The sequence below is a fragment of the Thermomicrobium sp. CFH 73360 genome, from assembly GCF_023806465.1.
In the GTDB taxonomy this organism is placed as follows: domain Bacteria; phylum Chloroflexota; class Chloroflexia; order Thermomicrobiales; family Thermomicrobiaceae; genus Thermomicrobium.
The window spans coordinates 143,193-167,266 of record NZ_JAMSLS010000003.1; the positions used below are offsets into that span (position 1 = coordinate 143,193).

The 24,074-nt window shown below is 61.2% G+C and carries 19 protein-coding genes; 8 read left to right on the top strand and 11 right to left on the bottom strand.

Going from position 1 to position 24,074, the window contains the following annotated elements; all coding sequences use genetic code 11:
- Positions 1-376 precede the first annotated feature (376 nt).
- Positions 377-1,156, top strand: coding sequence for an SDR family NAD(P)-dependent oxidoreductase (locus tag NET03_RS07385; protein ID WP_252128268.1), 780 nt, complete (start codon positions 377-379; stop codon positions 1,154-1,156).
- Between the two features lie 171 nt (positions 1,157-1,327).
- Here NET03_RS07385 and NET03_RS07390 read toward each other — a convergent pair whose 3' ends face one another.
- The 4 genes from NET03_RS07390 to pdxH form a co-directional block, all read right to left on the bottom strand.
- Entirely contained in the window at positions 1,328-2,680 is a 1,353-nt protein-coding gene (locus tag NET03_RS07390; RefSeq protein WP_252128269.1) for a serine hydrolase domain-containing protein, read from the bottom strand.
- 1,073 nt (positions 2,681-3,753) lie between these two features.
- The gene (locus tag NET03_RS07395) at positions 3,754-4,302 is read right to left on the bottom strand and encodes a cysteine hydrolase family protein (RefSeq protein WP_252128270.1); all 549 of its coding nucleotides are present in this window, start codon (positions 4,300-4,302) and stop codon (positions 3,754-3,756) included.
- A 178-nt stretch (positions 4,303-4,480) separates the two neighbouring features.
- On the bottom strand, positions 4,481-4,942 hold the full coding sequence (locus tag NET03_RS07400) for an HIT family protein (protein WP_252128271.1): 462 nt from the start codon (positions 4,940-4,942) through the stop codon (positions 4,481-4,483).
- Positions 4,943-4,951: 9 nt separating this feature from the next.
- Positions 4,952-5,590: a pyridoxamine 5'-phosphate oxidase gene (gene pdxH, locus NET03_RS07405; RefSeq protein WP_252128272.1), complete on the bottom strand. Its 639-nt coding sequence runs from the start codon at positions 5,588-5,590 to the stop codon at positions 4,952-4,954.
- Positions 5,591-6,304: 714 nt separating this feature from the next.
- Between pdxH and NET03_RS07410 the strand changes: the two genes are divergently transcribed.
- The 4 genes from NET03_RS07410 (at position 6,305) to NET03_RS07425 (ending at position 13,130) form a co-directional block, all read left to right on the top strand.
- Positions 6,305-7,591, top strand: a complete 1,287-nt coding sequence (locus tag NET03_RS07410; RefSeq protein ID WP_252128273.1) for an MFS transporter — start codon at positions 6,305-6,307, stop codon at positions 7,589-7,591.
- Between the two features lie 289 nt (positions 7,592-7,880).
- Positions 7,881-9,320, top strand: coding sequence for an AI-2E family transporter (locus NET03_RS07415; RefSeq protein WP_252128274.1), 1,440 nt, complete (start codon positions 7,881-7,883; stop codon positions 9,318-9,320).
- A 15-nt stretch (positions 9,321-9,335) separates the two neighbouring features.
- Entirely contained in the window at positions 9,336-10,808 is a 1,473-nt protein-coding gene (locus NET03_RS07420; RefSeq protein WP_252128275.1) for an aldehyde dehydrogenase family protein, read from the top strand.
- Between the two features lie 147 nt (positions 10,809-10,955).
- Positions 10,956-13,130: a UvrD-helicase domain-containing protein gene (locus NET03_RS07425; RefSeq protein ID WP_252128276.1), complete on the top strand. Its 2,175-nt coding sequence runs from the start codon at positions 10,956-10,958 to the stop codon at positions 13,128-13,130.
- A 51-nt stretch (positions 13,131-13,181) separates the two neighbouring features.
- Here the strand turns inward: NET03_RS07425 and NET03_RS07430 are convergent, their stop codons facing one another.
- From NET03_RS07430 to NET03_RS07445, 4 genes are all read right to left on the bottom strand, one after another.
- A complete protein-coding gene (locus NET03_RS07430) occupies positions 13,182-14,078 on the bottom strand; it encodes an alpha/beta hydrolase (protein WP_252128277.1) in 897 nt (298 codons plus the stop codon).
- 494 nt (positions 14,079-14,572) lie between these two features.
- Entirely contained in the window at positions 14,573-15,499 is a 927-nt protein-coding gene (locus NET03_RS07435) for an alpha/beta hydrolase (protein WP_252128278.1), read from the bottom strand.
- Positions 15,500-15,866: 367 nt separating this feature from the next.
- Positions 15,867-16,874 carry a GDP-mannose 4,6-dehydratase gene (gmd, locus tag NET03_RS07440; RefSeq protein WP_252128279.1) on the bottom strand — a complete coding sequence of 336 codons (1,008 nt, stop codon included), beginning with the start codon at positions 16,872-16,874 and terminating at the stop codon, positions 15,867-15,869.
- A 93-nt stretch (positions 16,875-16,967) separates the two neighbouring features.
- Positions 16,968-17,888 (bottom strand): DMT family transporter, encoded by a 921-nt coding sequence (locus NET03_RS07445; protein ID WP_252128280.1) that lies wholly within the window; start codon positions 17,886-17,888, stop codon positions 16,968-16,970.
- A 171-nt stretch (positions 17,889-18,059) separates the two neighbouring features.
- On the opposite strand from NET03_RS07445, the gene NET03_RS07450 reads away from it, so the two are divergent.
- Positions 18,060-18,473: a DUF2203 domain-containing protein gene (locus NET03_RS07450; protein ID WP_252128281.1), complete on the top strand. Its 414-nt coding sequence runs from the start codon at positions 18,060-18,062 to the stop codon at positions 18,471-18,473.
- 381 nt (positions 18,474-18,854) lie between these two features.
- Here the strand turns inward: NET03_RS07450 and NET03_RS07455 are convergent, their stop codons facing one another.
- Positions 18,855-19,133: a GlsB/YeaQ/YmgE family stress response membrane protein gene (locus NET03_RS07455; protein WP_252128282.1), complete on the bottom strand. Its 279-nt coding sequence runs from the start codon at positions 19,131-19,133 to the stop codon at positions 18,855-18,857.
- Between the two features lie 231 nt (positions 19,134-19,364).
- A complete protein-coding gene (locus NET03_RS07460) occupies positions 19,365-19,964 on the bottom strand; it encodes a pyridoxamine 5'-phosphate oxidase family protein (RefSeq protein WP_252128283.1) in 600 nt (199 codons plus the stop codon).
- A gap of 719 nt (positions 19,965-20,683) precedes the next feature.
- Here NET03_RS07460 and NET03_RS07465 point away from each other — a divergent pair.
- The gene (locus NET03_RS07465) at positions 20,684-20,962 is read left to right on the top strand and encodes a YbhB/YbcL family Raf kinase inhibitor-like protein (RefSeq protein WP_503008099.1); all 279 of its coding nucleotides are present in this window, start codon (positions 20,684-20,686) and stop codon (positions 20,960-20,962) included.
- Between the two features lie 38 nt (positions 20,963-21,000).
- Positions 21,001-21,795, top strand: a complete 795-nt coding sequence (gene ubiE / locus NET03_RS07470; RefSeq protein WP_252128284.1) for a bifunctional demethylmenaquinone methyltransferase/2-methoxy-6-polyprenyl-1,4-benzoquinol methylase UbiE — start codon at positions 21,001-21,003, stop codon at positions 21,793-21,795.
- A 343-nt stretch (positions 21,796-22,138) separates the two neighbouring features.
- On the opposite strand, the gene pepF is transcribed toward ubiE, so the two are convergent.
- Entirely contained in the window at positions 22,139-23,956 is a 1,818-nt protein-coding gene (pepF, locus tag NET03_RS07475) for an oligoendopeptidase F (RefSeq protein WP_252128285.1), read from the bottom strand.
- Between the last annotated feature and the right edge of the window lie 118 nt (positions 23,957-24,074).

The window sequence follows — 24,074 nt, forward strand, 5'->3', positions numbered from 1 at the left end:
TGTCTCTTTTCTTCATGACAACGCTGTCCGCGTATCTTGTGCCATGATGACGACACGACACGCCGAGAAACAGAAGGCTGCTTCGGCCGTCGTACAGGAAGCCGGGCTGGTTGCCATGCCCCGCACGGTACACAGTAGCAGTGTGCAGGCTCGTTCGACTCCGCGGATGCCTCGAGACACCAGGGATGGTATTTGGAGCAGGCCCTGTGTGGGGGCCGCGTTTCCGGGGGACACTACCCGGAAACCGGGAAACTCCGTAGGGCTCGCTGAAGGTCGCTGCCTCTGCTCCCCGATATCGCCCCCTTCTCTTCCTCTTGTCAGTTCGGCGCTATTTCCACAGACTCATCTCGAGGGCGGGGACGTGGGGAGGTAGGCAATGAGTGCACCGCAGGTGTGGCATGAAGTTCGCCTCGACGGCCGTGTAGCGCTGGTCACGGGTGCTTCGAGCGGCCTTGGGTATGCGAGCGCGCTTGCCCTTGCCGAAGCTGGTGCTGATCTGGTGGTGGCGAGTCGCTCGGTGGAACGTTTGGCCAACATCTGTCGTGCTATTGAAGCGCGCGGGAGACAGGCGTTCCCTCTGGCAGTCGATGTTCGCGATCTCGCTCAGGTTCGCCGCATGGCTGATGCAGCCGTCGAGCGCTTCGGGCGGATCGACATCCTGGTCAACAGTGCTGGGCTCAATATCCCGCAGCCGGCTCTAGAAGTCACAGAAGAGGCTTGGGATACCATCATGGATACCAATGCCAAGGGACTCTTCTTCTGTTGCCAAGCGGTCGGCCGATACATGGTCGCCCAGCGCTATGGTCGCATCGTCAATATCGGCTCCACGATGGGACTCGTCGGGATGGCCGATCGCGCCGCCTACTGTGCGAGCAAAGGGGCGGTTTCCCAGCTCACCAAAGTGCTCGCCATCGAGTGGGCCCCGTACAACGTGACCGTCAATGCCGTTGCGCCAACCTTCGTCGAGACACCACTCACCCGCCCCTATTTTGAGCGCATTCCTGGTTTTCGTGAGGAAGTGCTGCGCCGCATCCCCATGGGACGTCTGGGCTTCCCTGAGGAGGTCGCAGCAGCTGTCGTCTTCCTTGCCTCCGAGGCTGCCAGCATGATTACCGGGGTAACGCTCCCTGTAGACGGTGGCTGGACGGCCTGGTAGGCCTAGGACGTCGAGGCATACCTTGTACCATCGTTCCGCCATGAGCGGCATGGCGCAGTCTTGGCACACTCAAGGTGTGGTCGTTGCCGTTCATCAGCGCTCGGTTGGTCTCGTATCCCGCTCGCCTCACGCATGTCTTGCCAGGACATGTCCTCTGGCTGCTGTGCTCCCTCACCACTCCACGCGCTCTGCCAGTCGCCCAAACACACGAATCCAACGCGGTCGCTTGCCATCTCCGCCGAACACAAAGTCGACGCGATTCGGGACCACACGCGCTGGCCCCACGGTGAACACGCTCCGCCCAATTGGCCGAAGGAACAGCGGTGGGAGTTGTCGCTCGTGTCGTTCCCGACTCAGCCCGCGTCGCTGGATCGTCTCCAGCCAGAGCCCACCCGCTGCGGGACGGACCGTCACGCGTGCCAATGGGTACTCGTATGTCCCAGCGAGACGTGCGAGTTCGGCCTCACCCACCGTGACGCTCCGTGGGTTTGGTACCCGTATCCCGAAGCGGTCCGCGAGGATCCAGGTCTCCAGTTCGGAGATTGCTACACTTCCTGACTCGTGATTGGTCAGGCTCGCGATCGCGACACGCTGCTCGGGCAAGAGACCCACATGTGCCTGGAAGCCATTCGTTGAGCCACCGTGCCCGATGAGTCGTGTGTCTCCCACTGACCAGATAGCCCAACCGAGTCCGTAGGCGTCGGCCCAGTTCCCAGCTGTTGCCTGTGGTGTCCGCATCAGCTCCACGCTTTCTGGTGAGAGTGGTGGATCTGAGATGCGAAGCAGCCCGAGATGGAAGGCGGCGAAGCTCAAGAGATCGTCGATCGTTGCCCAAATTCCACCTGCCGGATGCACGGTCCGCGGGAGTGCGAAGTCACGTACCACCTCGACCGTTCCGTTCTCACTTGTTCGGTGCCCGCAGGCGAACGGATACCCGAGAATGTCCTGCACAAAGAAGAAACTGCGCTCCAGCCCGAGGTGTCGGAACAGCCGCTCGCGCATCGCGGTCTCAAATGTCTGCCCCGTCTTAATCTCAATGAGACGTCCCGCGACGGAAAAGCCGCTGTTGCAGTAGCTCCAGTGCTGCCCTGGCGCGTGGATCTGACGCGCGTTCGCCAGGCTCGCGACGTACCGGCTGAGCGCATCATCCCCGTACCCGTAGTCGTCAAAGCGATCCCCTTCGATACCACTCGTGTGGGTGAGCAGGTGCCGCAGCGTGATCGTTTCTCGTGCCAGTGGATCGGCCAGCTGAAACTCAGGCACAGAGGCGGCCACCGTTTCGTCCAGAGCGACCAGGCCCTGCTCCACCAGCTGCATGGCTACAGTGGCGAGGAATACTTTGGTGATCGAGCCGATCTGGAACAGCGTATCACGCCGCACCGGACAACGCGTCTCCACGCTCGCCACACCGTACGTGACGATTTCGCGACCGGCGTCGCTGAGTAGGCCAATGACCATCCCCGGCACTCCACTCTGCGCGCAGATTGCTTCGACAGCCTCGCGCAAGGTCCGCTCGTTGCCCACGGTGCCCCCTTCAGTCCCTGTTGCAGCATCTCGGAGGAACCCCTGGGTGGCAAGAGGAGGAGTGTCTCTCAGATCGACCTGCGCACAGGTGAAGGATTGGCTGCAGTCTCATGTCACGGGCGCCTACCAACACGGGTTTACGTCGTACGGGGTCCCCCGCTGGTGTGACCTGTCTGCTGCCGTGGCCGCCAGTGCTTGGGGACTTCATCCTCGTGACAGGACGGTGCACAAAGGAGGTGTGCCCACCGCTGCTGCACACACGTGATTCCCGTACAGGTACCGTGGGCCGAGGTACGGGTGGCGAAATCGCCGTTGCTCTGCAGCGAGACCCTCGTCGCAGCACAACCCTGAAGACCGTACCGCTCCGTCGCACGCGTGGATACGGTGGCGTCACGGCGCGCAGGATGAGTCGTACCGATGTCGATTGTGGAAGTGTACGTTCCCATTGACGCCAGCCCTCAGTACTTGCCAACCCGAACTGCTTCACTTCCCTTGGTCCCTCTGCTCGGGGAAAAGCCGCGAACCACTGCGACAATCGCTCAGCATCTGCCAACGGGACCGTGCGCCAGCGGAGCATGCCGTGAGAGGAGAGCATTCGTTTTCGAGATCTGCCCAAGATCCTCACTGCCAACCATCTGCTCGTCTGCGCGCAGTTGCCGTTGACCTTTCGGCAGTAGACCTCAGTAGTATCCCACTAAAAGTGGGTGGAACTCGCCCGACTTGCGCGAATGGGCGTTGCTGGCCACACCGTGGCGCAGACCGCAAGGAGTGCGCGAGATCGGCATTGTGCAAAAGATTGCCAATGCTGATGTCGTCCGAGCGAGCGGACGCATCGGCAGGGAGCTCACCTGACTATGCAGAGCATTGACGCCTGTCGCATTATCGAGTCGTTGTATCGCCAGACGCCTGTAGCCTACCAACCACGGCAGAGTGCAATGGTGGCTGGCACTCGAAGCCTTCATCGCTTCGCGAATCGGCTAGGTGGTTGCCTGCGAGAAGCCCGGTGCTCCAAGGCATAGGAATGTTCCCTCATCCCTGTGTCTGCTGTGGGCATCTCGCGACCCTCAGGTGCTCTAGCGCTCTGTTGCCCACTCTCGCCCAAGCTCCTCACTCGTTGTGATCTGCGCTCCATAGACGCGCTTGAGGTAGGCAATTCCCTCCTTGTGCTCCTCCTCGGTGAACGCGTTGACGCAGTCCTCCGGCACCACAATGCGGTACCCGTGGGTAAATGCGTCGGCAGCGGTGTGCCGACAGCAGATGTTTGTGTGCAAGCCTGTGATAACCACCGTGTCAACGCCCAGCGAGCGGAGTAAGAGGTCAAGGCCGGTCTCATAGAAGGCGCTGTAGGTTCGCTTTTCGAGCACCACATCGCCCGGCTGTGGCGCGAGTTCCGGAATCGTCTCTGCCTCTTTGGTCCCCTTCATCGCATGCGGACCCCAGACAGCCATCTCCGGATCACTCGGAAGATGTGCATCGCCGACGTAGATGACCGGTACACCGGCAGCGCGAGCTCGCTCGAGTAACCGCCGAATCGGCTCGATGACAGTGCGCACCCGTTCGTTCCCCAGCTTCCCTGTCACGAAGTCGTTCAGCATGTCGATGACGAGGACCGCTGACTTCATCACCCACCTCCACAACCTCGCCCATCGGTCTCCAGCGATCTCTTACCAATGGATCACTGTTCTGTCAAGAACTATTGACGCGATTGCTGCTCCCTGCTGCTCTCACCGTCTGGCGAAAGAGGGAATCACGCCGGCAAGGGGAAGAACTCGGGAACGTTGCTCGCGTGAGTTCCCCAGATCACTCGTTGGCGGAAGGAACGACTACCTCGTCCGTCCCGGAGATGAGATCCGCGAGTGCTGCCCGGATGCGGGTTGCCACCTCTTCCATCGCCTCGGTGCTCGGGTAGCGTTGCCGTGGCCAGAAAAACCCCCGCAGACCATCGCCGCGGCGTCGTGGCACCACATGCACGTGGAGATGCGGCACGCTCTGGCTTACCCGGTTATTGATGCCCACAAAAGTTCCCTCTACCTCCAAGGCCTGCGGAATGGCGCGCGTGAGACGGCGCACCAGCGTGCAAACGGGCAGAAGGAGATCGTCGGGCAACTCAGCGAGCGTCGGCACGTGAGCCCGTGGGATAACCAGCGTATGGCCGGGGAAGAGAGGGCGATGGTCAAGAAAAGCGAGCACCTCCGCATCCTCGTAGACGCGGACGGCGGTGAGATCCCCACTGCTGATCCGGCAGAACGTGCACTCTTTCACCAGCGTCCCTCATGGTTGCAGCCGCTCAATTGACCAACTGCCGTCTGGTTGTCGCTTGTACCGGAAACGATCGTGGAGCCGATCGGGTCGGCCCTGCCAGAACTCGTACATCGCTGGCCGAACGCGAAAACCGCCCCAAAAAGGCGGTCGTGGAACGGCGCCCTCTGGAAACTGCTCGGCGAAGGCATGGTAGCGCTGCTCGAGTTCCTCGCGCGAGGCAATCGGCTGGCTTTGTGCAGATGCCCAGGCACTGATCTGTGAACCGTATGGGCGTGTCGCGAAGTACTCATCCGCCTCGACGTCGCTCACGAGTTCGACATGGCCTTCGATGCGTACTTGTCGTTCCAGTGGTTCCCAGTAGAAGAGCAAGGCCGCGCGAGGATTCTTCGCGAGCTCTTGTCCCTTCCGACTCTCGAGATTGGTGTAGAAGACGAAGCCGTGCTCGTCGACCGCGCGCAACAGCACCATCCGCACCGATGGCCAGCCGTCGCCTGTCGCCGTCGCCAGTGCCATCGCATTGGGGTATCGCAACCCTGTCTCTTCTGCTTCTCGGTACCAGCGCAAGAACTGTTCGAGCGGGTCACCAGCCAAATCGCGGCGGTGCAGCGGGCGATCCTGATGTTCCCAGCGATGGAGTGGCCTCAGCACGTCTGCTCCTTCCACCAGGATTCTTCCGTGGCTGTACTTGAGCATAACTCCGGGCATTCCTTTGAGCGATGCCGGGAGAACGTGCTGCAGTGGCTAGACCCAGGTTTGGCTATTGGGTTCCCGGGTAGGCTGCCAATGTGTGACATGCCGTTCCTTCGAGGGGCACCGAACCCCAATCTGAAAGCGTATTATGCGCAGCAGGCGTGTGGTCCAGACGCGGTGAAGCTCCATGATTCCTTGTCTCCAGCACAAAGCGGTGGAGCGTTGAAGGAAAACCATCCTGGCCTGGTGCTGCCGCCCTGCGCTCCTGGTCTATGATGCCTCTCGAAAGGTGGTTACTGCGCCTTTTCCCGTTTGGGCACGTGATGCCTTTCTCTGGCCTTCGGATTCCTGTGAGATGAGAAGCGAAGCGACGATCCTCGAAACATCCGGGATGCGCACTGTTCTCCGGAGGCTTCACTTTCCAGGACGGCCGTATTTCCCTCTCGGGTGACTGTTGACGCCCCGCCAATGGGATGCCGGTCGCTCTCTCGAAGTCGTCGCGGAAATCGTCTCCATGCTGTGCTTCCTCTGGCGAATGTGTGACGATCTCGTCTGACCAGTGAACGTGCGGTAGGATGAGCCCGGAAGCGATCCGCGGATGGAGAGGCGGAGTCTTTCCCGATCATGCCCAAGACAACGGCACCACAACCCGCTCTGCCCAATGAGCTCGCTATGCGACCACTCACTCCACGTGAGCAACGGCGGGTTCGTCAGAGCTTTCTCTTCGGTGTCGCCAACGGCGGGCTGCTCCTTTTCGGCGATGCGCTCATCCATCCGGTGCTGGTCCTCTCACTCTTCGTGGCTCGCTTGACCGATAACGCGGTCCTAATTGGTCTCGTTCCAGCACTCAGTGTCGGCCTTTGGTTTCTCCCGCAGGCGCTCGCCGCGGCCTTCGTGGAGGGACGCCGCCGACAGCTTCCATGGGCCACATGGGGTGGTGTAGCTCGCGCTCTAGCGATCGGGATCCTCGCCGCTGCTGTGCTTGCTGGGGGGATCGAGCCAAGTGGGCGTTTCCTCCTTGTCTTCTTCCTCTGCTATGCAGCTTACAACGTGGCTGCCGGTTTCGCTTTTGTCCCTCTCGTGGAGCTCTCCGCCCGCGCTATCCCCACTGATCGCCGCGGGTTCTTCTTCAGCCAGCGTAACCTGTGGGGCTCACTCCTCGCCTTGCTCGCCGGTCTCATCGTCCAACGTGCCCTCGCTGCCGACGTGAGCGGTTTTGCCGTCCTCTTTGCCGGTTCTTTCGCCGCCCTCGCTCTGGCTGCCTACACGACGCTCTGGATTGTGGAACGCCCGATGCCCCACCGCGCACGCCCCTTACGGGAGTGGCTTGAAGGACTCCCAAAGCTTCTCGTCCGTCGTCCCGTGCGCCGCTTCTTACTCTTCCGCTCCCTGCTTGCTCTCTCGACCATCGCTGATCCCTTCTTTATCGTCTACGCTCAGGTCATCCTCGGTGTCCCGGCCGCGACGGTTGGCCTCTACCTCGCACTCTCAGCGATTGCGCGGGTGCTCACGAACCCCCTGTGGGGCTGGGTCGTCGAGCGCTGGGGTAACCGTCAACTCCTCCAGCTCGCTACCCTCGTTCGACTCTTGATGCCGCTCATTGCGCTCGGGGTGCACCCCTTGGCCACGTGGGAGCGCATCGCTTCCCTTGCGGGTAACTCCGAGCGGGTAATTTTCCTTGCTTTCGCCGTGGTCTTCGTCGCCTACGGCGCGACCCTCTCAGCGCAGATGCTCGCCAACTTCACCGCAGTCTTGGAGTTGGCTCGACCAGACGAACGTCCGACTCTGGTCGGGACTACAAACTCCATCCTGGGAATTGTTGCGCTTGTCCCAATGCTCGGCGGTGTCGTGGTTGACCGCCTCGGTTTCCCTGCAGTGTTCCTACTCGCTCTTGTTCTCACGCTTCTTGCACTCGCGACGAGTGGTCTGTTGCCACGGCCGCGACCGGTTGCTCGGTAAGCAGGCACCGGCGTATTCCCTATCTCTGCCGCGTGCCTGATTCGCACCCTGCTTCTCCGCAACGGTTCCGGTACGGTCAGATCGACCGAGGCGACACACGATGCCGTCTCTGGAACTCTCGGCGCTACGGCTGTGAACTCGTCTGCTGCGGTGTTGCCGATCCGCCGCCGATACGGAACGAGGGGGAAGAAGTACGCAAGGACTGGTAGAATCCTTCTCAAGAGCGGACTTCCGCGACCAGCGAGCGGATGGACGCAGCGCCACACGTGAACGGGGCAAGACGAACGGTATGCATCTTCTCGATCGGATCCGTCAGTCCCGTGAGCTTCTTGTTCTGACTGCGCTTCTTGCGCTCCTATCAGGCTATACGCTGCTCCATCTCGCGCATATCCTCACCCCATTTATTGTCGCAGCTGTCTTTGCCTATCTTGTCTATCCCCTCGTCGACTGGGTTGAACGCCGGACGCACTTCCCGCGTGCCCTCGTCGTTCTGGCGCTCTATGTGTTCCTCGGAACTGCGCTTGTCGTCGGTGGGATGCTCATCGCTCCCTCACTTGGACAGCAACTGCGTGCCCTCGTCCGTACGATTCCCGAGGTCATTGAAGCGATTGATCGCCGACTGGCCAGCACGCCCGAACTCCGCATCGGTGAGTTCGTGATCGATACACGCGCACTTGTTTCTCGACTCGACACTCTCGCCCAGTCGCTAACTGATCGCTTTAGTCAAGAAGCAGTGCCACTTGTCCTCGCGACTTTCGAGGCACTGATCAAATCCTTTGTCTTTTTCCTCGTCAGCTTTTATGGACTCCTCCAGGGTCGCACCCTGGTCACACGACTACGCGCATTGGCGCCGCGTCGTCACCAACGAACGGTCGGCCGCATTCTCGGTCAGGTTGACGCAACCTTCCGCGCCTACGTCCGAGCCCAGCTGGTGCTGTTCCTCCTTATGGCTACAGCCACCTACATCGCCCTCAGCATCTTGCAGGTGAAATATCGGCTCGCTCTCGCCATCGCCACCGGTCTCCTCGAGTTGATTCCCTTCGTGGGGCCTTGGACAGCAGGCTCCATTGCGGTCAGCGTGGCCCTCACCCAAGGAAGCGCACCGTTCGGGTGGTCGTCGCTCCAGCTTGCGGTCGTGGTGGCACTCGTCTATCTCGTCCTCCGCGTGCTGGAAGACCATTTTGTTATCCCTCAACTGGTCGGGCATTTCGTGCGGTTGCATCCGGTTGTCGTCCTCTTTGGGGTGCTGGCCGGTGCAAGCGTGGCCGGAATCCTGGGCTTGCTCCTTGCTGTGCCTGTTCTGGCAGCACTGAAGATCATCTTTCTGACCGTTCTTGAAGAGCTGCGTCACCCGCCACCGCGGCAGATCGTCACCGTGCGCGACCGCACGCTCCTGCCTCAGCTTGCCGAGTGGATCACAGCACCAGCGCGCCGCGACGTGTTGCTTCTCGTTCCGCACGCGACTCTCACTTGGGATGACCTACCGTATCTCCAAACGGTCAGCCGCAATGCGCTGGAGCACGATGTCGAAGTCCTTGTGGTCACTCCGGATCCGGTCGCCAGCAGCCTGGCCACGGCGGTCGGGCTGCCAGTGGTGACTCGGTTGCCCAGCGGCTGGGGTGCCGAGGCTGACCTCATTGAAGAGTTGGCACCTCCTGCGGCGGGTGGACATCAACGTCCTCTTCAAGAGAGCCTGTCGGCGGGGTCTGTGGAACAGCGATCAGGGTAAGCGAGGAGGTGGTGGATGTCGGCTGGTGCGGTCCGTCGCTACCGGAATTACATTGGCGGTGAGTGGGTTGAGCCAAGCAGCGGTGAGTATCGCCCAGATATTGACCCAGCCGATTCGCGAGTGGTGCTTGGTGAGTTCCCGCGTTCCACCACGGCTGACGTCGATCGTGCCGTCCAGGCCGCAGCGGCTGCCTTCCCGACCTGGAGCCGTCTCTCTGGCCCCCAGCGTGCCGCAATCTTGCACAAAGCAGCCAATATCTTGGAGGCGCGTGCACAGGAGATCGGCGAAGCCCTCACTCGCGAGGAGGGGAAGACCATTAGCGAAGGTGTCGGCGAAGTCCTGCGCGGCGTCGCCATCCTTCGCTACTTCGCTGGCGAGCCACTCCGAGCTCTCGGTGAGGTCTACTCGGCCACGAATCCTGACACTTTCCTCTATACCGAGCGCGTTCCGCTCGGAGTCGTCGGTGTGATCACTCCCTGGAATTTTCCTGTCGCCATTCCACTGTGGAAGCTTGCCCCTTGCCTCGCCTTTGGGAATACCGCCGTCTTCAAGCCAGCTGAACTCACGCCGCTGACTGCTCACCTCATCGTCGAAGTCTTCATCGAGGCTGGATTACCGCCTGGCGTGCTCAACCTCGTCCACGGCCCCGGCTCGGTCGTCGGCGAGGCGATCGCCCGGCACCCCAAGGTGAACGCGATCACCTTCACCGGCTCGAACGCGGTTGGTCGACACCTCTATCAGATCGCCAGTGAGCGCGGTGCCAAGGTACAGCTGGAGCTCGGCGGCAAAAATCCGGTCATCGTCGCCGAGGATGCTGACCTCGACTTCGCTGTAGAGCTGACGACGTCGGGCGCTTTCCGGTCGACCGGTCAGAAATGTACTGCGACCTCGCGTGTGATTGTGCTCGAGCCCCTACTGCGTGACTTCACCCAGAAGCTGGTCGAGCGCGCTCGGTCACTGAAGGTTGGCCCCGGCATCGATCCCACGGTCTACATGGGGCCGCTAGTTTCAGAGGAGCAGCGCCAGCGTGTGCTCGGGTACATCGAGATTGGCGAGCAGGAAGGCGCTCGATTGCTCACCGGCGGCCACGAGCTCGCCGAGGGTGACCTACGCTACGGCTATTTCGTGGCTCCCACGGTCTTCGCCGATGTCGAACCAGGAATGCGCATCGCCCAGGAGGAAATTTTCGGCCCCGTCGTCGGAATCATCCGGGCTCGCAGTCTCGACGAGGCGATCGAGATCGCCAATGGCGTCCCCTATGGTCTCTCCGCCTCTCTCGTGACGCGTGATATCCGCAGAGCCTTCCAGTTCGCCCGAGCGATTCAGGCAGGCGTCGTCCATATCAACTCGGAAACGGCTGGTGCCGAGCCACACGTCCCCTTCGGGGGTATGAAGGCCTCAAGTTCCTACTCACGTGAGCAAGGGCGGGCCGCGCAGGAATTTTTCACGCAGACCAAGACGGTGTACTTTGACCTTCCACCCGCCTGAACACCCGTGCCGGACTTCCTCCGGCCCTGTCCATCCCGTCCCGCATGCGAAACGGGACGGGATGCTTTGTCCGTACAGTTGACAACTTGATGGCGAGTGACAACACTCCGACCAACGACCTGAGATTCTATCCCCTGGGGGCGTGCCATGTGCTCCGCGTACACGCTCGCAGCCTCGCAGACGTTCTTGAATTCCTTCACCGTCCTCTCACGCGCAAATCAAGAACGCCTCATCCGGAAGCTCCCGGAACTCCGCGCTGATCCCCATCCCGATGGGACAGATCACAAGCGACGTCTCGAGAAGTACCACGACGTGTACCGTCTGCGGGTTGGCGATTATCGCGTCTTCTACCGCATTCGGAACGATTGCGTTGTTGTCCTCCTCGGTGTCGAGCACCGGAAAGATGCCTACCGGCAGGAGTCACTCACCTTTGACGATCCTCCAACCCTGATCATCGAACCGGATCCGGCAGATTCACTTCCCTCCGCAACTGGACAGAACGAGCCCCTCACCTCGTTCGACCAAGGCTCACCCGAGATCTCTTCCACGCGCCCACTTGCCCGACTGCTGACTGAACCAGACCTCGCGCGCCTCAACGTGCCCCGCGAGCGATGGCCTGCACTCCTGTCTTGCCAGACCGAGGAGCAACTGCTGGAACTCCTGCAAACGTTCCCTCCCAGCTTGGCCGAACGACTGATCGATCTCGCCTGTGGCAAGACACTCGACGACACACTGGACGACCCGGTCTATGTGCTAAAGTCAGAGCTATCCCTGCTTGATCTTTTGCAAGGTGACGCTCCGCTCCAGTATCTCCTCGACCAGAGCCAGGAAAAGGCGCTCGAGCGTATCCGCTCCAACCCGGGCCCGTACCTCATCACTGGAGCTCCTGGTACCGGGAAGACAGTCCTTGCACTCCTCGCCGTCTCGGTCCTACGAGAACGTGCTCAAGCGAGCGGGAATGAAGACCCACGCGTGCTCTTCGTTACCTATACTCGCGCGCTCGCCCAGACATTGACGCGTCTCGCCGAGCGCCACCCTCCACTCGCCGATCGCCTCTCGCTCACCGTGGACACGCTCGACCGACTCGTCGCTGACCTGACACCGGACGTCGAGATGGCCCGCGATGAGCAAGTCCGCATCTTGCTCCAGCAAGCCCGATCCCGTGCCTTCGAGCGCCCGCTCTCTCCGGATCCGCGGCGTGACCGAGCGCTCGCTTCCTCTATTCAGCGTATCAAGGACCTCTATCTCCGCACAGAAATTGAGGAAGTGATTCTCGGCCGCGGGCTCGCTTCCCTCGAAGACTATCTGAAGGCTGATCGCACCGGACGACAGGTCGGGTTGAATGCGAACCAACGTGAAGCGATCCGGCGTGTCTACGAAGCGCTCAGTGACCTGCTCCGTGAGCAAGACCTTTACCTCCGCGAGGAGCGCCGGCAGCTCGCATTGGATATCCTGCGCCAGAACCCGGACCATCAACGGTACGATGCTGTCATTGTTGATGAAGTCCATGACCTGAGTCTGGTCGCGTTGCGTCTTGTGCGGGAGCTCTGCCGTGATCCGGGTGCTCTCGTTTTTGTCGGTGATGTCGGCCAGTCCGTCTACCTCCGCGGATTTCGCTGGGAACTCCTGCGCGACGAGTTGCCCAACTGCCAACAGATCTCCCTCTCAACGAATCAACGGTCAACCCCAGAAATTTTCGCCGCAGCCCAGGTCTACCTCCAGGCTATTCCGATGCGTGGCACAGCTGACCATCATCCACCTCTCGACCACCGCAAGCAGGCCGCACGGAGGCAGCCGTTAGTTGTCCTTCTCCCCGTATGGGATGCTTGGGGTCAGGCCCTCCCAAAGGTGCTTGACGAACAGCTCGCCGCGCTGCGACTCACACCAGGCCATGCTGCGATTCTTGTCCCGACGAACGACCTTGCGCAAGAGGTTGCTTCTGCCCTCGGTACCGCTGGGTTCCCCAGCGAGGTTGTCGCACGAGGACAATCGCTCTCTACCAACCCCTCCGTCAAAGTCTTGACCTGGCACAACGCCAAAGGCCTGGAGTTTCCGCTCGTTGTTGTCTTGATGCCTGATTGGCAGCCGCCGCCAGTTGGCTGGTCTGACATTGAGACTGATGAGCTTCGCGAAGTCGTGGCCCTCTGGCGCCGCACTGCCTACGTCGCTATGACGCGTGCGATCCGTGCACTTGTGGTGCTCCGACCGGCTGAAGGAACGAGCCCGCTCCTGCCCGGGTTTGAGGCGCCGGAATGGCAGAAGACCACGTGGGAAAACGGTGCCGCTACGAGTGATCCAGCGGCGCCGGTGTTGGCGTCCTAAGGTGTGCCAGTGTGTTGCTCACCGAGTCCACCCAAAGGGGCTCGGTGCGGCTTACACCGCTGCCCAAACGTGCTGCCGCAAGAACTGCGCGATCGTCCGCAGTGACTCCTGTGCTTCTGGGCGTTCCAAGCTCAATTGCCAGACATGCCACATCCCAGGGTAGATCGCCAGCTCCACTGGAACACCTGCTGCCCGGGCCGCGGTTGCCAGCCGCTCGGCATCGTCCCGCAGCAGTTCCTCGCCGCCGGCGTGAATCACCAATGGTGGAAGTCCGCGGAGGTCCCCGTACACCGGAGAGATGAGTGGGTGACGCGGATCTTGGCCCTTCACGTAGGCCTCATGAAACAGTGTCACGACTTCTGGCCGGAGCCACCTATCACGCCCCCTCCGGCTACGCTCCGCTGAATCAGCAAGATCGACAACTGGGGAGAGACACGCTGCTGCGGCGGGCAGCGGAGAACCGGCGTCGCGCAGGCGTAGCAGTGTCGCGAGTGTCAAATTGCCGCCGGCAGAATCTCCCGCTATGGTGATGCGGTGTGCTCCCCAACCGGCCGCAAGCAATGTTCGGTACACCAGTGTCACATCGTCCAGCGCTGCCGGAAATGGGTGTTCGGGCGCAAGTCGATAATCGATAAGCAGTACACGCGCTGCACAAAGATGCCCCAAGGTCGCAGCGAGCCCAACATGCAAGGCCGTCCGCCCAAGAACAAAGCCGCCACCATGGAGATACACGAGCACCCAGGAAGAATCGGCTTGATCGGGGATTAACCATTCGCAGCGGATACCCCCGACATGCCAGACCTCGCGCCGAGTTCCGGGAGGTAATCGGCTAATCCGCCGAGCTCGTTCAATCATGGAGCGTGCCTCTGGCAGCGAAAGTTCTGTGCCCAGGAGTTCGGTAATAGAACGAGGCCTTCGTGGAACAGTCAGCGAGGTATTACCCGTCATCGCGGCCCTCCTCTCACTCGAGGTCCCGGCATGAGTCTGCACGACAGGCAGTATGAAATCGTGACAGTGGTGTGACACTGTCTGTGTGCACAGCTGCAGGGCTGCCTGAGTGATCAGCAGGCACAAGAAGAGCGATCACTCCCAATTCGCGGAAATGAGACAAAATATTTTCCGGCTCATGATATGGTATACTCTCGTGGAGACTGTTGCCCGTAGAACCGCTTTCGCTGCATGCTCTCCGCGTTGGAGCGGCAATGGTGAGGCGGCACGTCCGTCCCGATGTGTCTACGGTTGAGCGAGCTTTGTTGGCCTCGGCCTGGAGACGAGGCCACCTCACGAGCTTAGCTGTCTGAGCGCGCAGGGTTGCACCCACGATCACCCTGCTTCATCACGAGGGGCACCGCATACTCAGGCATCGTCCGCGGTGATCTCTCGCCGCGTATTCGCCCAGACAAACCTGGCAGCGCAGTCGAACGTTGCCTCTGGGGCGGACGTCAGCCTGTATGGTCGGTCGGCACTGTCCTCTGCTCGTTCGCGCTGTTCAGTTGCTCCACAAGCCAGCGGGCGATCGCGTGTAGCGACTCCTGTGCCTGCGGGAGCTCAACGTTGAGCTGCCAGACATGCCACATCCGGGGGAAAATCGCGAGTTCGACTTCCACCCCTGCTGCCCGCGCGGCTGCCGCGATTCGCTCGGCATCTTCCCGCAGAAGTTCTTCCTCACCAGCATGGATGAGGAGCGGCGGCAGCCCATGCCAGTCTCCATACAGCGGCGAGATCAACGGATGGCGTGGGTCGTGGTCAGCAATGTACGACCGGTTGAACCGTCGGATCGCCCGCGGATGCAACACCGCATCACCGGCCACCCGGCCCTCCTGGTTGCGCGGTGTCAGGTCGCCTACCGGAGACAGGCAAGCAAGAGCGGCGGGGAGCGGGATTCTGGCATCGCGGAGCGCCATCACCATCGTGATCGCAAGGTTTCCACCCGCTGAGTCTCCAGCCACCACAATGTGCTGCGGTGCAAGTCCTTGCTCAAGGAGCCAGCGATACACTGCCAGGCAGTCTTCCAGCGCGGCTGGCCATGGATGACGCGGAGCCAGCCGGTAATCAACGAGGAGAGTCCGGAGCTCGGATCGTCGCGCGAGTTCCGCAACCATGCGAAGATGCTGCCCGCTTAACCCGAACACAAATCCCCCACCGTGGAGATACAGCAACATTCGATCGTTTCGGCTCCCCTCAGGGACGAGCCAAACACAACGGAGACTGTCAATGCGAAGGTCCTCTCGCTTGATGTCAGGAGGGAGGATGACGCGCCGCGTGCTCTGCTCGATGAGCCAGTTGGCAATCCCAAGCGGTAAGTATGCCGAGAGAAGCCGGGCAATGCGTAGCTGCCCCCGGATCTGACCTTCAGGTGCGCTGGCCATCGTGCCTCTCTCCTTCCATCATTCCGATGCCCATATTGTGAGCTCTGAACCGTGTTGCCGTCGAGCCTACAGCACTCTCCCTCTCTGTGCCAGTGGAGGACACAACGGCCGAAACACCGTGCAGAGCCGTACCGTTTCAGTGGTGAGCCAGAAGGTGAGCGGGGCAGTGCTCTGTACTAGCCTGCTACGGCGGCGCGTGGCCCGGCGATGAGTGCGGGGTAGGATCACGGACCCCCGTCTCTACGCAGCCCGCGTAGGCGCCCGACCGAGGGGGCTCATGGAGGTTGAGCCAGATCTCCTTGGACCGGAGAGAGAACAATCCTTTGCCCCCGTGCTACCACTCGCGCCGAGGGGCCAAACTTTTTACTTACCGCACGACTGGTGCTACCATTCCCGGTGGAACGCGATCTCCCCGCAATAACCGTAAATCTGCATCAACCATCAGCTCGATCATCTCCTCAAAGCTGACCGTAGGTCGCCATCCCAGGACCGTCCGCGCCTTGGTCGCATCCGCGACTAAGAGGTCCACGTCGGCTGGTCGGAACAGTGCTGGGTCAACCACCACGTAGTCCTCCCAGTTCAGCCCGACGCAACGGAACGCGATCTCACACAGTTGGCGTACCGAGTATGTCTTCCCTGTCCCCACCACAAAGTCGTCCGGCTGTTCCTGTTGCAACATCAACCACATCGCCCGGACATAATCCGGGGCATAGCCCCAGTCGCGCCGTGCATCAAGATTCCCAAGCCGGAGCTCCGTCGCCAGCCCCAACTTGATCTTCGCAGCCCCGTGAGTCACCTTGCGTGTTACAAACTCTAAGCCGCGGCGGGGACTTTCATGGTTAAACAAGATTCCCGAGACCGCGAACAGTCCATAGCTTTCGCGATAATTAATGGTTATGTAGTGTCCGTAGACCTTGCTCACCCCATAAGGTGAGCGCGGGTAGAACGGTGTCTTCTCGTTCTGCGGTACTTCGACCGCCTTGCCAAACATCTCCGAGGAACTCGCTTGGTAGAACTTTGCGTCCGGCTTGACCAGCCGAATGGCTTCCAACAGACGTGTAACTCCCAGGGCCGTGAATTCTCCGGTCAGTACTGGCTGCTGCCACGACGTCGGCACAAATGACTGCGCCGCCAGGTTGTACACTTCGTCCGGTTGAAACTCCCGTATGATCTCAATCAAGGAGAGCTGGTCTAAAAGATCACCCTGCACAAGTTCGATTTTGTCCAGAAGATGTGCAATGCGCCACAGCGTCTCCGTGCTCGAGCGACGCTGCATACCAACGACGCGATAGCCCTGCTCAAGCAGGAATTCCGCCAGATACGAACCGTCCTGTCCGGTGATGCCGGTAATGAGTGCTGTCTTCCGCTTTGCCATCGCCCGCGTCGTCCCCCTAATCGACCCTTGCTAGGACCGCTCCGCGATTGTGCCTGCCCTTCGAGCGGTCGGCTGCCAGTGTACCGGAATCTTTCAATCCCCTCCCGTCGGGCGTGCCGCAAGCGCTGTTCCCGCAATGACCAGTGCGCCGGCGGCTATGGTTCTCAGCGTCGGCTGTTCTCCCAACAGCGGGATTGCGAGGAGGAGTACCGTGACCGGCTGCAAGTACAGGTACGTACTTGCCGCAGCTGCAGGCACGAGGCTCAGGCCACGGTTCCAGAACGCATACCCCAGTCCAGTACACACTCCGCCAAGATAGAGCGTTACCAAGATCGTCTCAACCGTCCAATCGGGGCGTGCACCGCACAGGAATTCCACCCCAGCCCCCAGTGCGAGCAAAAGCGTCCCTGCGAGCATCATGTGGAATGTTGCGGTCAATGCCGAAAGGTGCGGCAAAATTCGCCGTCCAAGCAATGTGTAGATTGTCCATGCCACGGTAATCGAAAGAGCGAGCAGGTTGCCAAACCACGCGCCACCAACCCCCTCCTGAGCTGTCGCCAACGTCAACCAGGTCGCACCAACTGCCGCCAGCCCAATTCCAGCGACCTGCGTGGGACGTAAGCGCTCCTTGAGGAACAGCCAACCGCCGAGAGCAGTCAGCGCCGGGTACGGTAAGCTCAGTAACGAAGCCGTCGTTGCCGTCGTCCATTGCAATGCCAGATTGAGCCCAAGGTAAAAGTACCCTACGCCGAGTGCACCCAGGCCTGCCAGGGCTACCCACGTGCGCCGTGGAACCCACAGGCGTTCACCGGCCCACCATGCCGCTGCTCCCAGTACCACAGTGGCCAGGAGCCCACGGAGCGTACCGAGCAGCAGTGGCGGCACCTCACCGACGACCAACCGCGTTGCCGTGTAGGATGAGCCCCACAGGATCGCCGTCGTCGCAAGCAGCACGTGCCCAACAACCTGCTGGCTCCCTTTCGTCCATGCGCGTGTGGCAGACTGTCGCACCATTTGCCCCCCCGGGAGGGTACGCCCGCCCGATGGTAAACTCTTTCTCGCCCAACGGCGAGTGTCTTTGCGTCAAGCACTCGCCGTTGTCGTCCACGCTCTTCTCGGCCTAGCCTCGTCGCTCGGCTGGCGGTCTTTGGCAAGAGGCAGTAGGTCCGCTCAAGGTAGGTAGTCATGGATCGTCCCCAGCGACGGTATTTCACGGTTCAAGAGGCTCGGCAGCTCGTCCCACGGCTCCGTGGACTCCTGACGGCGCTCCAAGCGGAAAAACGCGAGCTCGACCGCGAGCTCGCCGAACTCCGTCGACTTGCTCCCCTCGCTTTCCTCAATGGCCACGGCGCGCGATTTCAGACCCACGAGATGCGCGTCGCCGAACTGGCCCGAGCAATCCGCGAAAAGGTGCGTCAGATTCACGACCTCGGCGTCGAGGTCAAGGACCTCGAGATGGGTCTCGTCGACTTCCCAAGTCTCCGTGATGGCCGCGAAGTCTACCTCTGTTGGAAAGTGGACGAGCCCACTGTCGCCTTTTGGCATGAGCTGGACGCTGGTTTCCGCGGACGCCAGCCATTAGAAGACGAGGATCGGTAGGTAAGGTAAGTTCCAAGGGCTGCCATGTGATCCCCACGGCACGGGAGTTGGCAGGACAAGTGACAGTACCTGTTCGTGCTCCAGTGACGTGCCCTGCCTGCGGACAGTTCCCCCAACCCTGATAGGCGATTACATCCCTGGGTAGCTCGGCTCTCCTGCCATCTGGTTTCGACACAGAAGAGGTTCTCTTTGCGGGCCTCACCCAGTGATGCGCGGCGAGTTCGGGCACCTCGGCGGTACCATGGGAGCTGATCGCCAGATACTCGCCGGCAAAGCCAAGATCGGCGCTGCGTCCAACCATGTGCGTCGCAGGTCGATGCCACAGACACTCTCAACTGCCAGCACGCGACGAGTACAGGCAGCCCCTGGCTACACCCCCACTCAAGCTGGTTGACGCGGTACAACGCGCGCGATGAGCCACAGCAAAAGAAGCGCACCAATGATGGCGATAACCAGCGAGCCTACCCAGTTGACTGCTTGAAGCCCCAACCACTCGGTCAGCCATCCGCCAACTACACCGCCGAGGATCCCTACCGTGATTGCGCCGATGAGGCCCCACGGGCGTGCTGGTACCGAGCGGAAGAACGCAAGGTAAGCCACGACACCGGCGGTGCCTCCAATAATGAGAAACACCACTGTCTCGACAAGCGCCTCCCGCATGTCCCTCTCCCTTCCTGCCTTGCCTGGCTTCAGAATGGCAAGTGGTCCCTGAGACGCTGCAATTGTATTAGCGACCAAGGATATTAATGAACGTCTTTGTGCGAAGTAGACGGATCAGATACAGGAGGTGGTTCCAGCGGCGAGGGTGTAGAGAACCCGTTTGCTAACTCAAGAACCCCCGACTTCGTACGCGCTAGTGCTACGACGCCAACCCCACGAAGACCCTTGCCATCATTGCTCAGAGCCCTTTGCACGGGATATCGCTACGACGCCCGCACTTCCTGGTGCATCCGGATCATTGTCGTAAGGCCCGCGTGGCCCGCCGCGACGAGCCTTCGCGCTCCATTCTTCGATCTCGACCTCGACCAACAGCGTCACCGCAAGCTGCTGCGCTGTTGCTGGCGCGTAGTCTTCCCCGGGGGTTCGTCCCGGAAAGTAACGGGCGGTCATCTCCTCGAAATGTCTCCGTTGCTCCCTTTCGTCCTCGACGACCCGCGCCCGTCCAAAGCAGACGACACTCCGGTAGTTCATCGAGTGATTGAACGCAGTCCGGGAGTAAACGAGTCCATCGACAAGCGTCACGGCAACGCTCACTGCTGCCCCACGAGCCAGCAGCTGCATGAGCCTGCTGTCGCGCGATCCGTGCAGGTACAGCCGATCGGGTCTTGTCGGGCTGTAATGGTACGACATCGGGATGACGAATGGCTGTCCGTCTTCACAAAAGCCGACGTGAGCCACGAGCCCAGTAGCCAAGATCTCCTTCACTTCGTCTGGTATCGCTCGCTCCGGATGCCGCCGGATGGTACTGCACGGGCCAGGTGTCGGTTCCATCCTCACTTCCTCATTACTCCTCAGAGAATCAACAAGCAGGACACGCCACTGTAGCACATTGCGCTCTTTCCGCATGCGAAATACCGTTCTGTTCACCAGTCTGCCCTCGCTCGCTTCTTTCTCAGTGAGCCAGTGTGAAGGGCGGTTGGAGGCCCATCGGTGCCCCGTGAAGTATCCCGTGGGTGCTGCAGCGCCCACGAAATGGGTTCTCACCTGACCCTCTGGCTCCCTCGCTGTTCTCGCGACAGGTTCTCGGGATAGGTCAGGAGCTCCTGCTCGGAACGAGGAATGCGCTACCAGCGCGCGACTTGCCCTCAGGGTAGTCACGGATGCGTTGGCACTAAGCCTCTCCCATCGAGCCGGTTGCTACGCGACACTACCCTGCAAGAACATTGTGGGTCCCGGAGGGAACCGCTTGAGGAGTTCGGAAGAGTCTTCGTGCGTTTCGGCGGCTCTCTCCGCGAGCTGTGGCTCGCGTCGCTGTCGCTCCGTTGGGCATGTGGTGTCCCGACCTCCCCACCAAGCCCCAGCCCTCTCACTGTTCAGCTTGCATTGACCAGCTCCGCCTTCACCCAGGGGGCGACGATTCCGGTCGAGCACACCTGCGAAGGGGCTGACGTTCCCCACCGCTTGCCTCATGTGAGCCGCCTGGCACTGTGTCGCTCGCCCTGCTGGCTCAGGATCCCGACGCACCAGGAGGCACCTTCACCCACTGACTTGTGTACGAGCTTCCTGCGCACACACGGTCGGCAGCGGCGGGTACTGCACCGTTGGACGTGCTCCCGAACAGTGCCTGGCAAGGTCGGAACGACTTCGGGGCACTCGGTTACCGCGCACCATGCCCACCGCCCGGTCGCTCACATCGCGACGCCTTCTACCTCTCTGCACTTGACCAACCAACCAGCCTTGCGCTCGGTGTCACGCGTAACCGATTCCTGCGGGCCGTCGAAGGGCACATCCTCGCCAGCGGTGAGCTCGCCGGTCTCTACAGCCACTGAGCTCTGCGCTACGATTCCAGCCAGGGAAAGGAGCGATCATGAGCGGCCGCGGTGCCCTTCGGCCACCCAGCGAGATCCGTCAAATGTTCGACCGTATCGCCCGCCGCTACGATCTCATGAACCGCGTGATGACCTTTGGCCGGGACATCGCCTGGCGTCGAGCTGCTGCCCGGGCTGCTCTCGAGGTCGCCCCGTCCGTCGTTCTCGATGTGGCCACCGGCACTGGTGATCTTGCGCTCGAGCTTGCTGCTCAGGGGGCTTGCCGTGTGCTCGCCCTGGATTTCAGCGTCGAGATGCTCCGCCTTGCCGCCCGCAAGCGTGCTGTGACACGTGCGCAGCGCGTTGCGCTCCTCTGCGGTGACGCCATGCGCCTGCCACTTCGCGATGGTTCGGTTGATGTCTGCACGATCGCCTTCGGCCTCCGTAACCTTCCCGACTATGCCGCAGCCATCGGTGAGTTCGCGCGGGTTTTGCGGCCCGGCGGACGTCTCGTCATCCTGGAGACAAGCCCTGCTCGTGGCCTGTTTGCCCCCCTCCTCCGGCTCTACTTCGATGGCTTCGTCCCTTGGCTTGGTGGGCTCGTCAGCGGTGATCGCGAGGCTTACCGGTACCTACCCCGCTCGACCGCCGCGTTCCCGACGCCGCACGAGCTCGCCGCGCTCCTGCGCAGCAGTGGCTTCCCCGCTGTCCGATACCGCATGTTCATGCTCGGTACTGTTGCTCTCCATATCGCCGAGCGTGCTTCTTCCTCACCGTGGCGAGAGCCCATGGCCGCTGTCCAGCACAGAACGTGTGCGGCCGCTCAGGGTGTACCCACGCTCCCCCTAACGTGAGACTCTTCGTCTCTACCGTGCAAAGCACAGTTGCCGATGCGCGATTGGGTATCGTTGGGCTTCCATACGCTTCGATCAGCTAGTGACCAATATGTCCGAGCCTGCGAAGCTTACGGTGTGCGTCCACATCGTAAGTCAGGAGCGCGATCCTTTCTGTTTGGGGCCACCGCAGAATGCTGCGGCCGAGAGTGTGCAGTTGATGGCGTGCCGTTCTCCGCGAGCATGAACCGGGTTATCCCCGCGGTGCCCGCGCGACCTAGGGGTCCATGTGCTCGACCCCTATCGGTTCTTCTGTTCTGTGGCAGAATCCGCTCCCGGGCTGCGCTGACGGTTGTCCCCTCACTCACCTCACCATGCCAAGTTCCACGAGTGCCGACTCCAACGTCGCCAGATCCTGTTCCATCGTTGCGAAAGCTGCTCGATAGGGCTCCGCCGTCGTCAAGTCAACACCAGCATCCCGCAGGAGTTCCAACGAATCTTTAGAGGATCCTGCTGCGAGGAATGCCAGATAACGCTGCCGTGCTACCTCGTCCCCTTCGAGCACAGCGCGAGCCAAGGCGGTCGCAGCCACCAGGCCGGTCGCGTACTGGTACACATAGAACGCCCGATAAAAGTGGGGTACCCGGCTCCACTCGTGACGTACTTCGTCGTCGAGTTCAAGATCCGGGCCGTAGTACTCGCTGATCAGGCGGCCATAGAGCGTGCACAGCCCATCCGCGCTCAGCCCTTCCCCGCGCTCCACGGCTTGGTGCGTCAGGAGCTCGAACTCGGCGAAGAGCGTCTGGCGATACAACGCGATCCGGAACGTGTCGAGCGCGTCGTTGACCAGTGCGGCTCGCTCGCGCGGGTCAGTTGTCGTCTCAAGAAGAGCGTGTGTGAGCAGCCGCTCGTTGAAGGTCGAAGCCACTTCGGCCACAAAGATTGTGTACTCCGCGGTGGGATGTGGCTGGGTCCGGGAGCTGAAGTAGGAGTGCATCGCGTGCCCCAGTTCATGTGCCAACGTGAACACTTCGCGCAATGTTCCGTTCCAGTTCAGCAGGATATACGGGTGGACTCCATACACGCCGAGACTGTAGCCTCCAGATCGCTTCCCCACGGTTTCGTGCACATCCACCCAACGGTTGGCGAGCCCGGCCCGCAGCGGCTCGACGTAGTCCGCACCAAGCGGACGCAGCGCTTCCAGCACGAGCTCGCGTGCTTCCTGGTACGTGTACGAGCGTTCCGGTCGCTCCACCAGTGGCACGTAGAGATCGAATGTCCGTAGGCGTTCGAGGCCCAATACCCGCTTCCGCAACGCCAGATAGCGCTGGAGAAGATCAGCATGCTGGCGTACCAGCGCGATCAGCGTCGTATACACCTCGACCGGAATGTTGTCCGGGTGAAGGGCGGCGTGCAACGCGGAGTCATATCGTCGGGCTCGTGCATAGAAGGCGTCACGCTGGTTCGCAGCACTCAAGAGCGCCGCAAGCGTGTGCCGATGTGCAATATACGGCGCGTTGAAGACCTCATAGGCTTGCTGCCGCACGCGCCGGTCCCGTCGTTCTAAAAGCAGTTGATAACGACCTTTCGTCAGCTCAACCGTGCTGCCGTCCACATCGGTGACTGTGCCGTACCGGATATCGGCGTTGTCGAGAAGTGTGAAGGCCGTGCTAGGTGCGTGCGCGAGCGGTGCCGTCTCGGCGAGGAGTTCCTCGACCTCGGCCGAACGCACATGCGGCCGCTCCCGCACCAGTCGTTCGAGGAACCGCCGGAACGGAGCCAATCCTGGCTCATGCTTCACCATCTCGAGCAAAGCCGTGTCGTCGTACGTTGCCAAAAGTTCCGGAGCAATCCAGGCAGAAGCGCGTCCGGCAAGTGTCCCAACGTAAACCGCACGCTCATACCGCTCCGCTGCTGCGGTGTCACGTGTGTCCTGATCACGGGCCAAAAGTGCGTAGGCGTAGAGCTTGCTTACCCGCTGGTCCAACTCGTCCGCAAGCAGGAGAACCCGTAGTACCTGCGACACTCCTTGACGAAGGGTCCCCCGCAACTGCTCGAGTGCTCCAAGGTCACGGAGGATTGACTCACGCTCCACCTCCCAGGCCTCAGGATTCGGAAAGAGGTCTTCCAAATTCCATGTCTCCTCAATCGGGACCTGCTCGCGTGTTAACTGTTGGACCACCGTGAACCTCCTTCACCGGCGTCGTTGCTACCGCAACATCCTAACCTTGGAGTGTTACCTAATGGACGCCTGCTCCGCCCCGTAAGTCGCAAGGCACGGCACGTGAGTACTCCTTAGT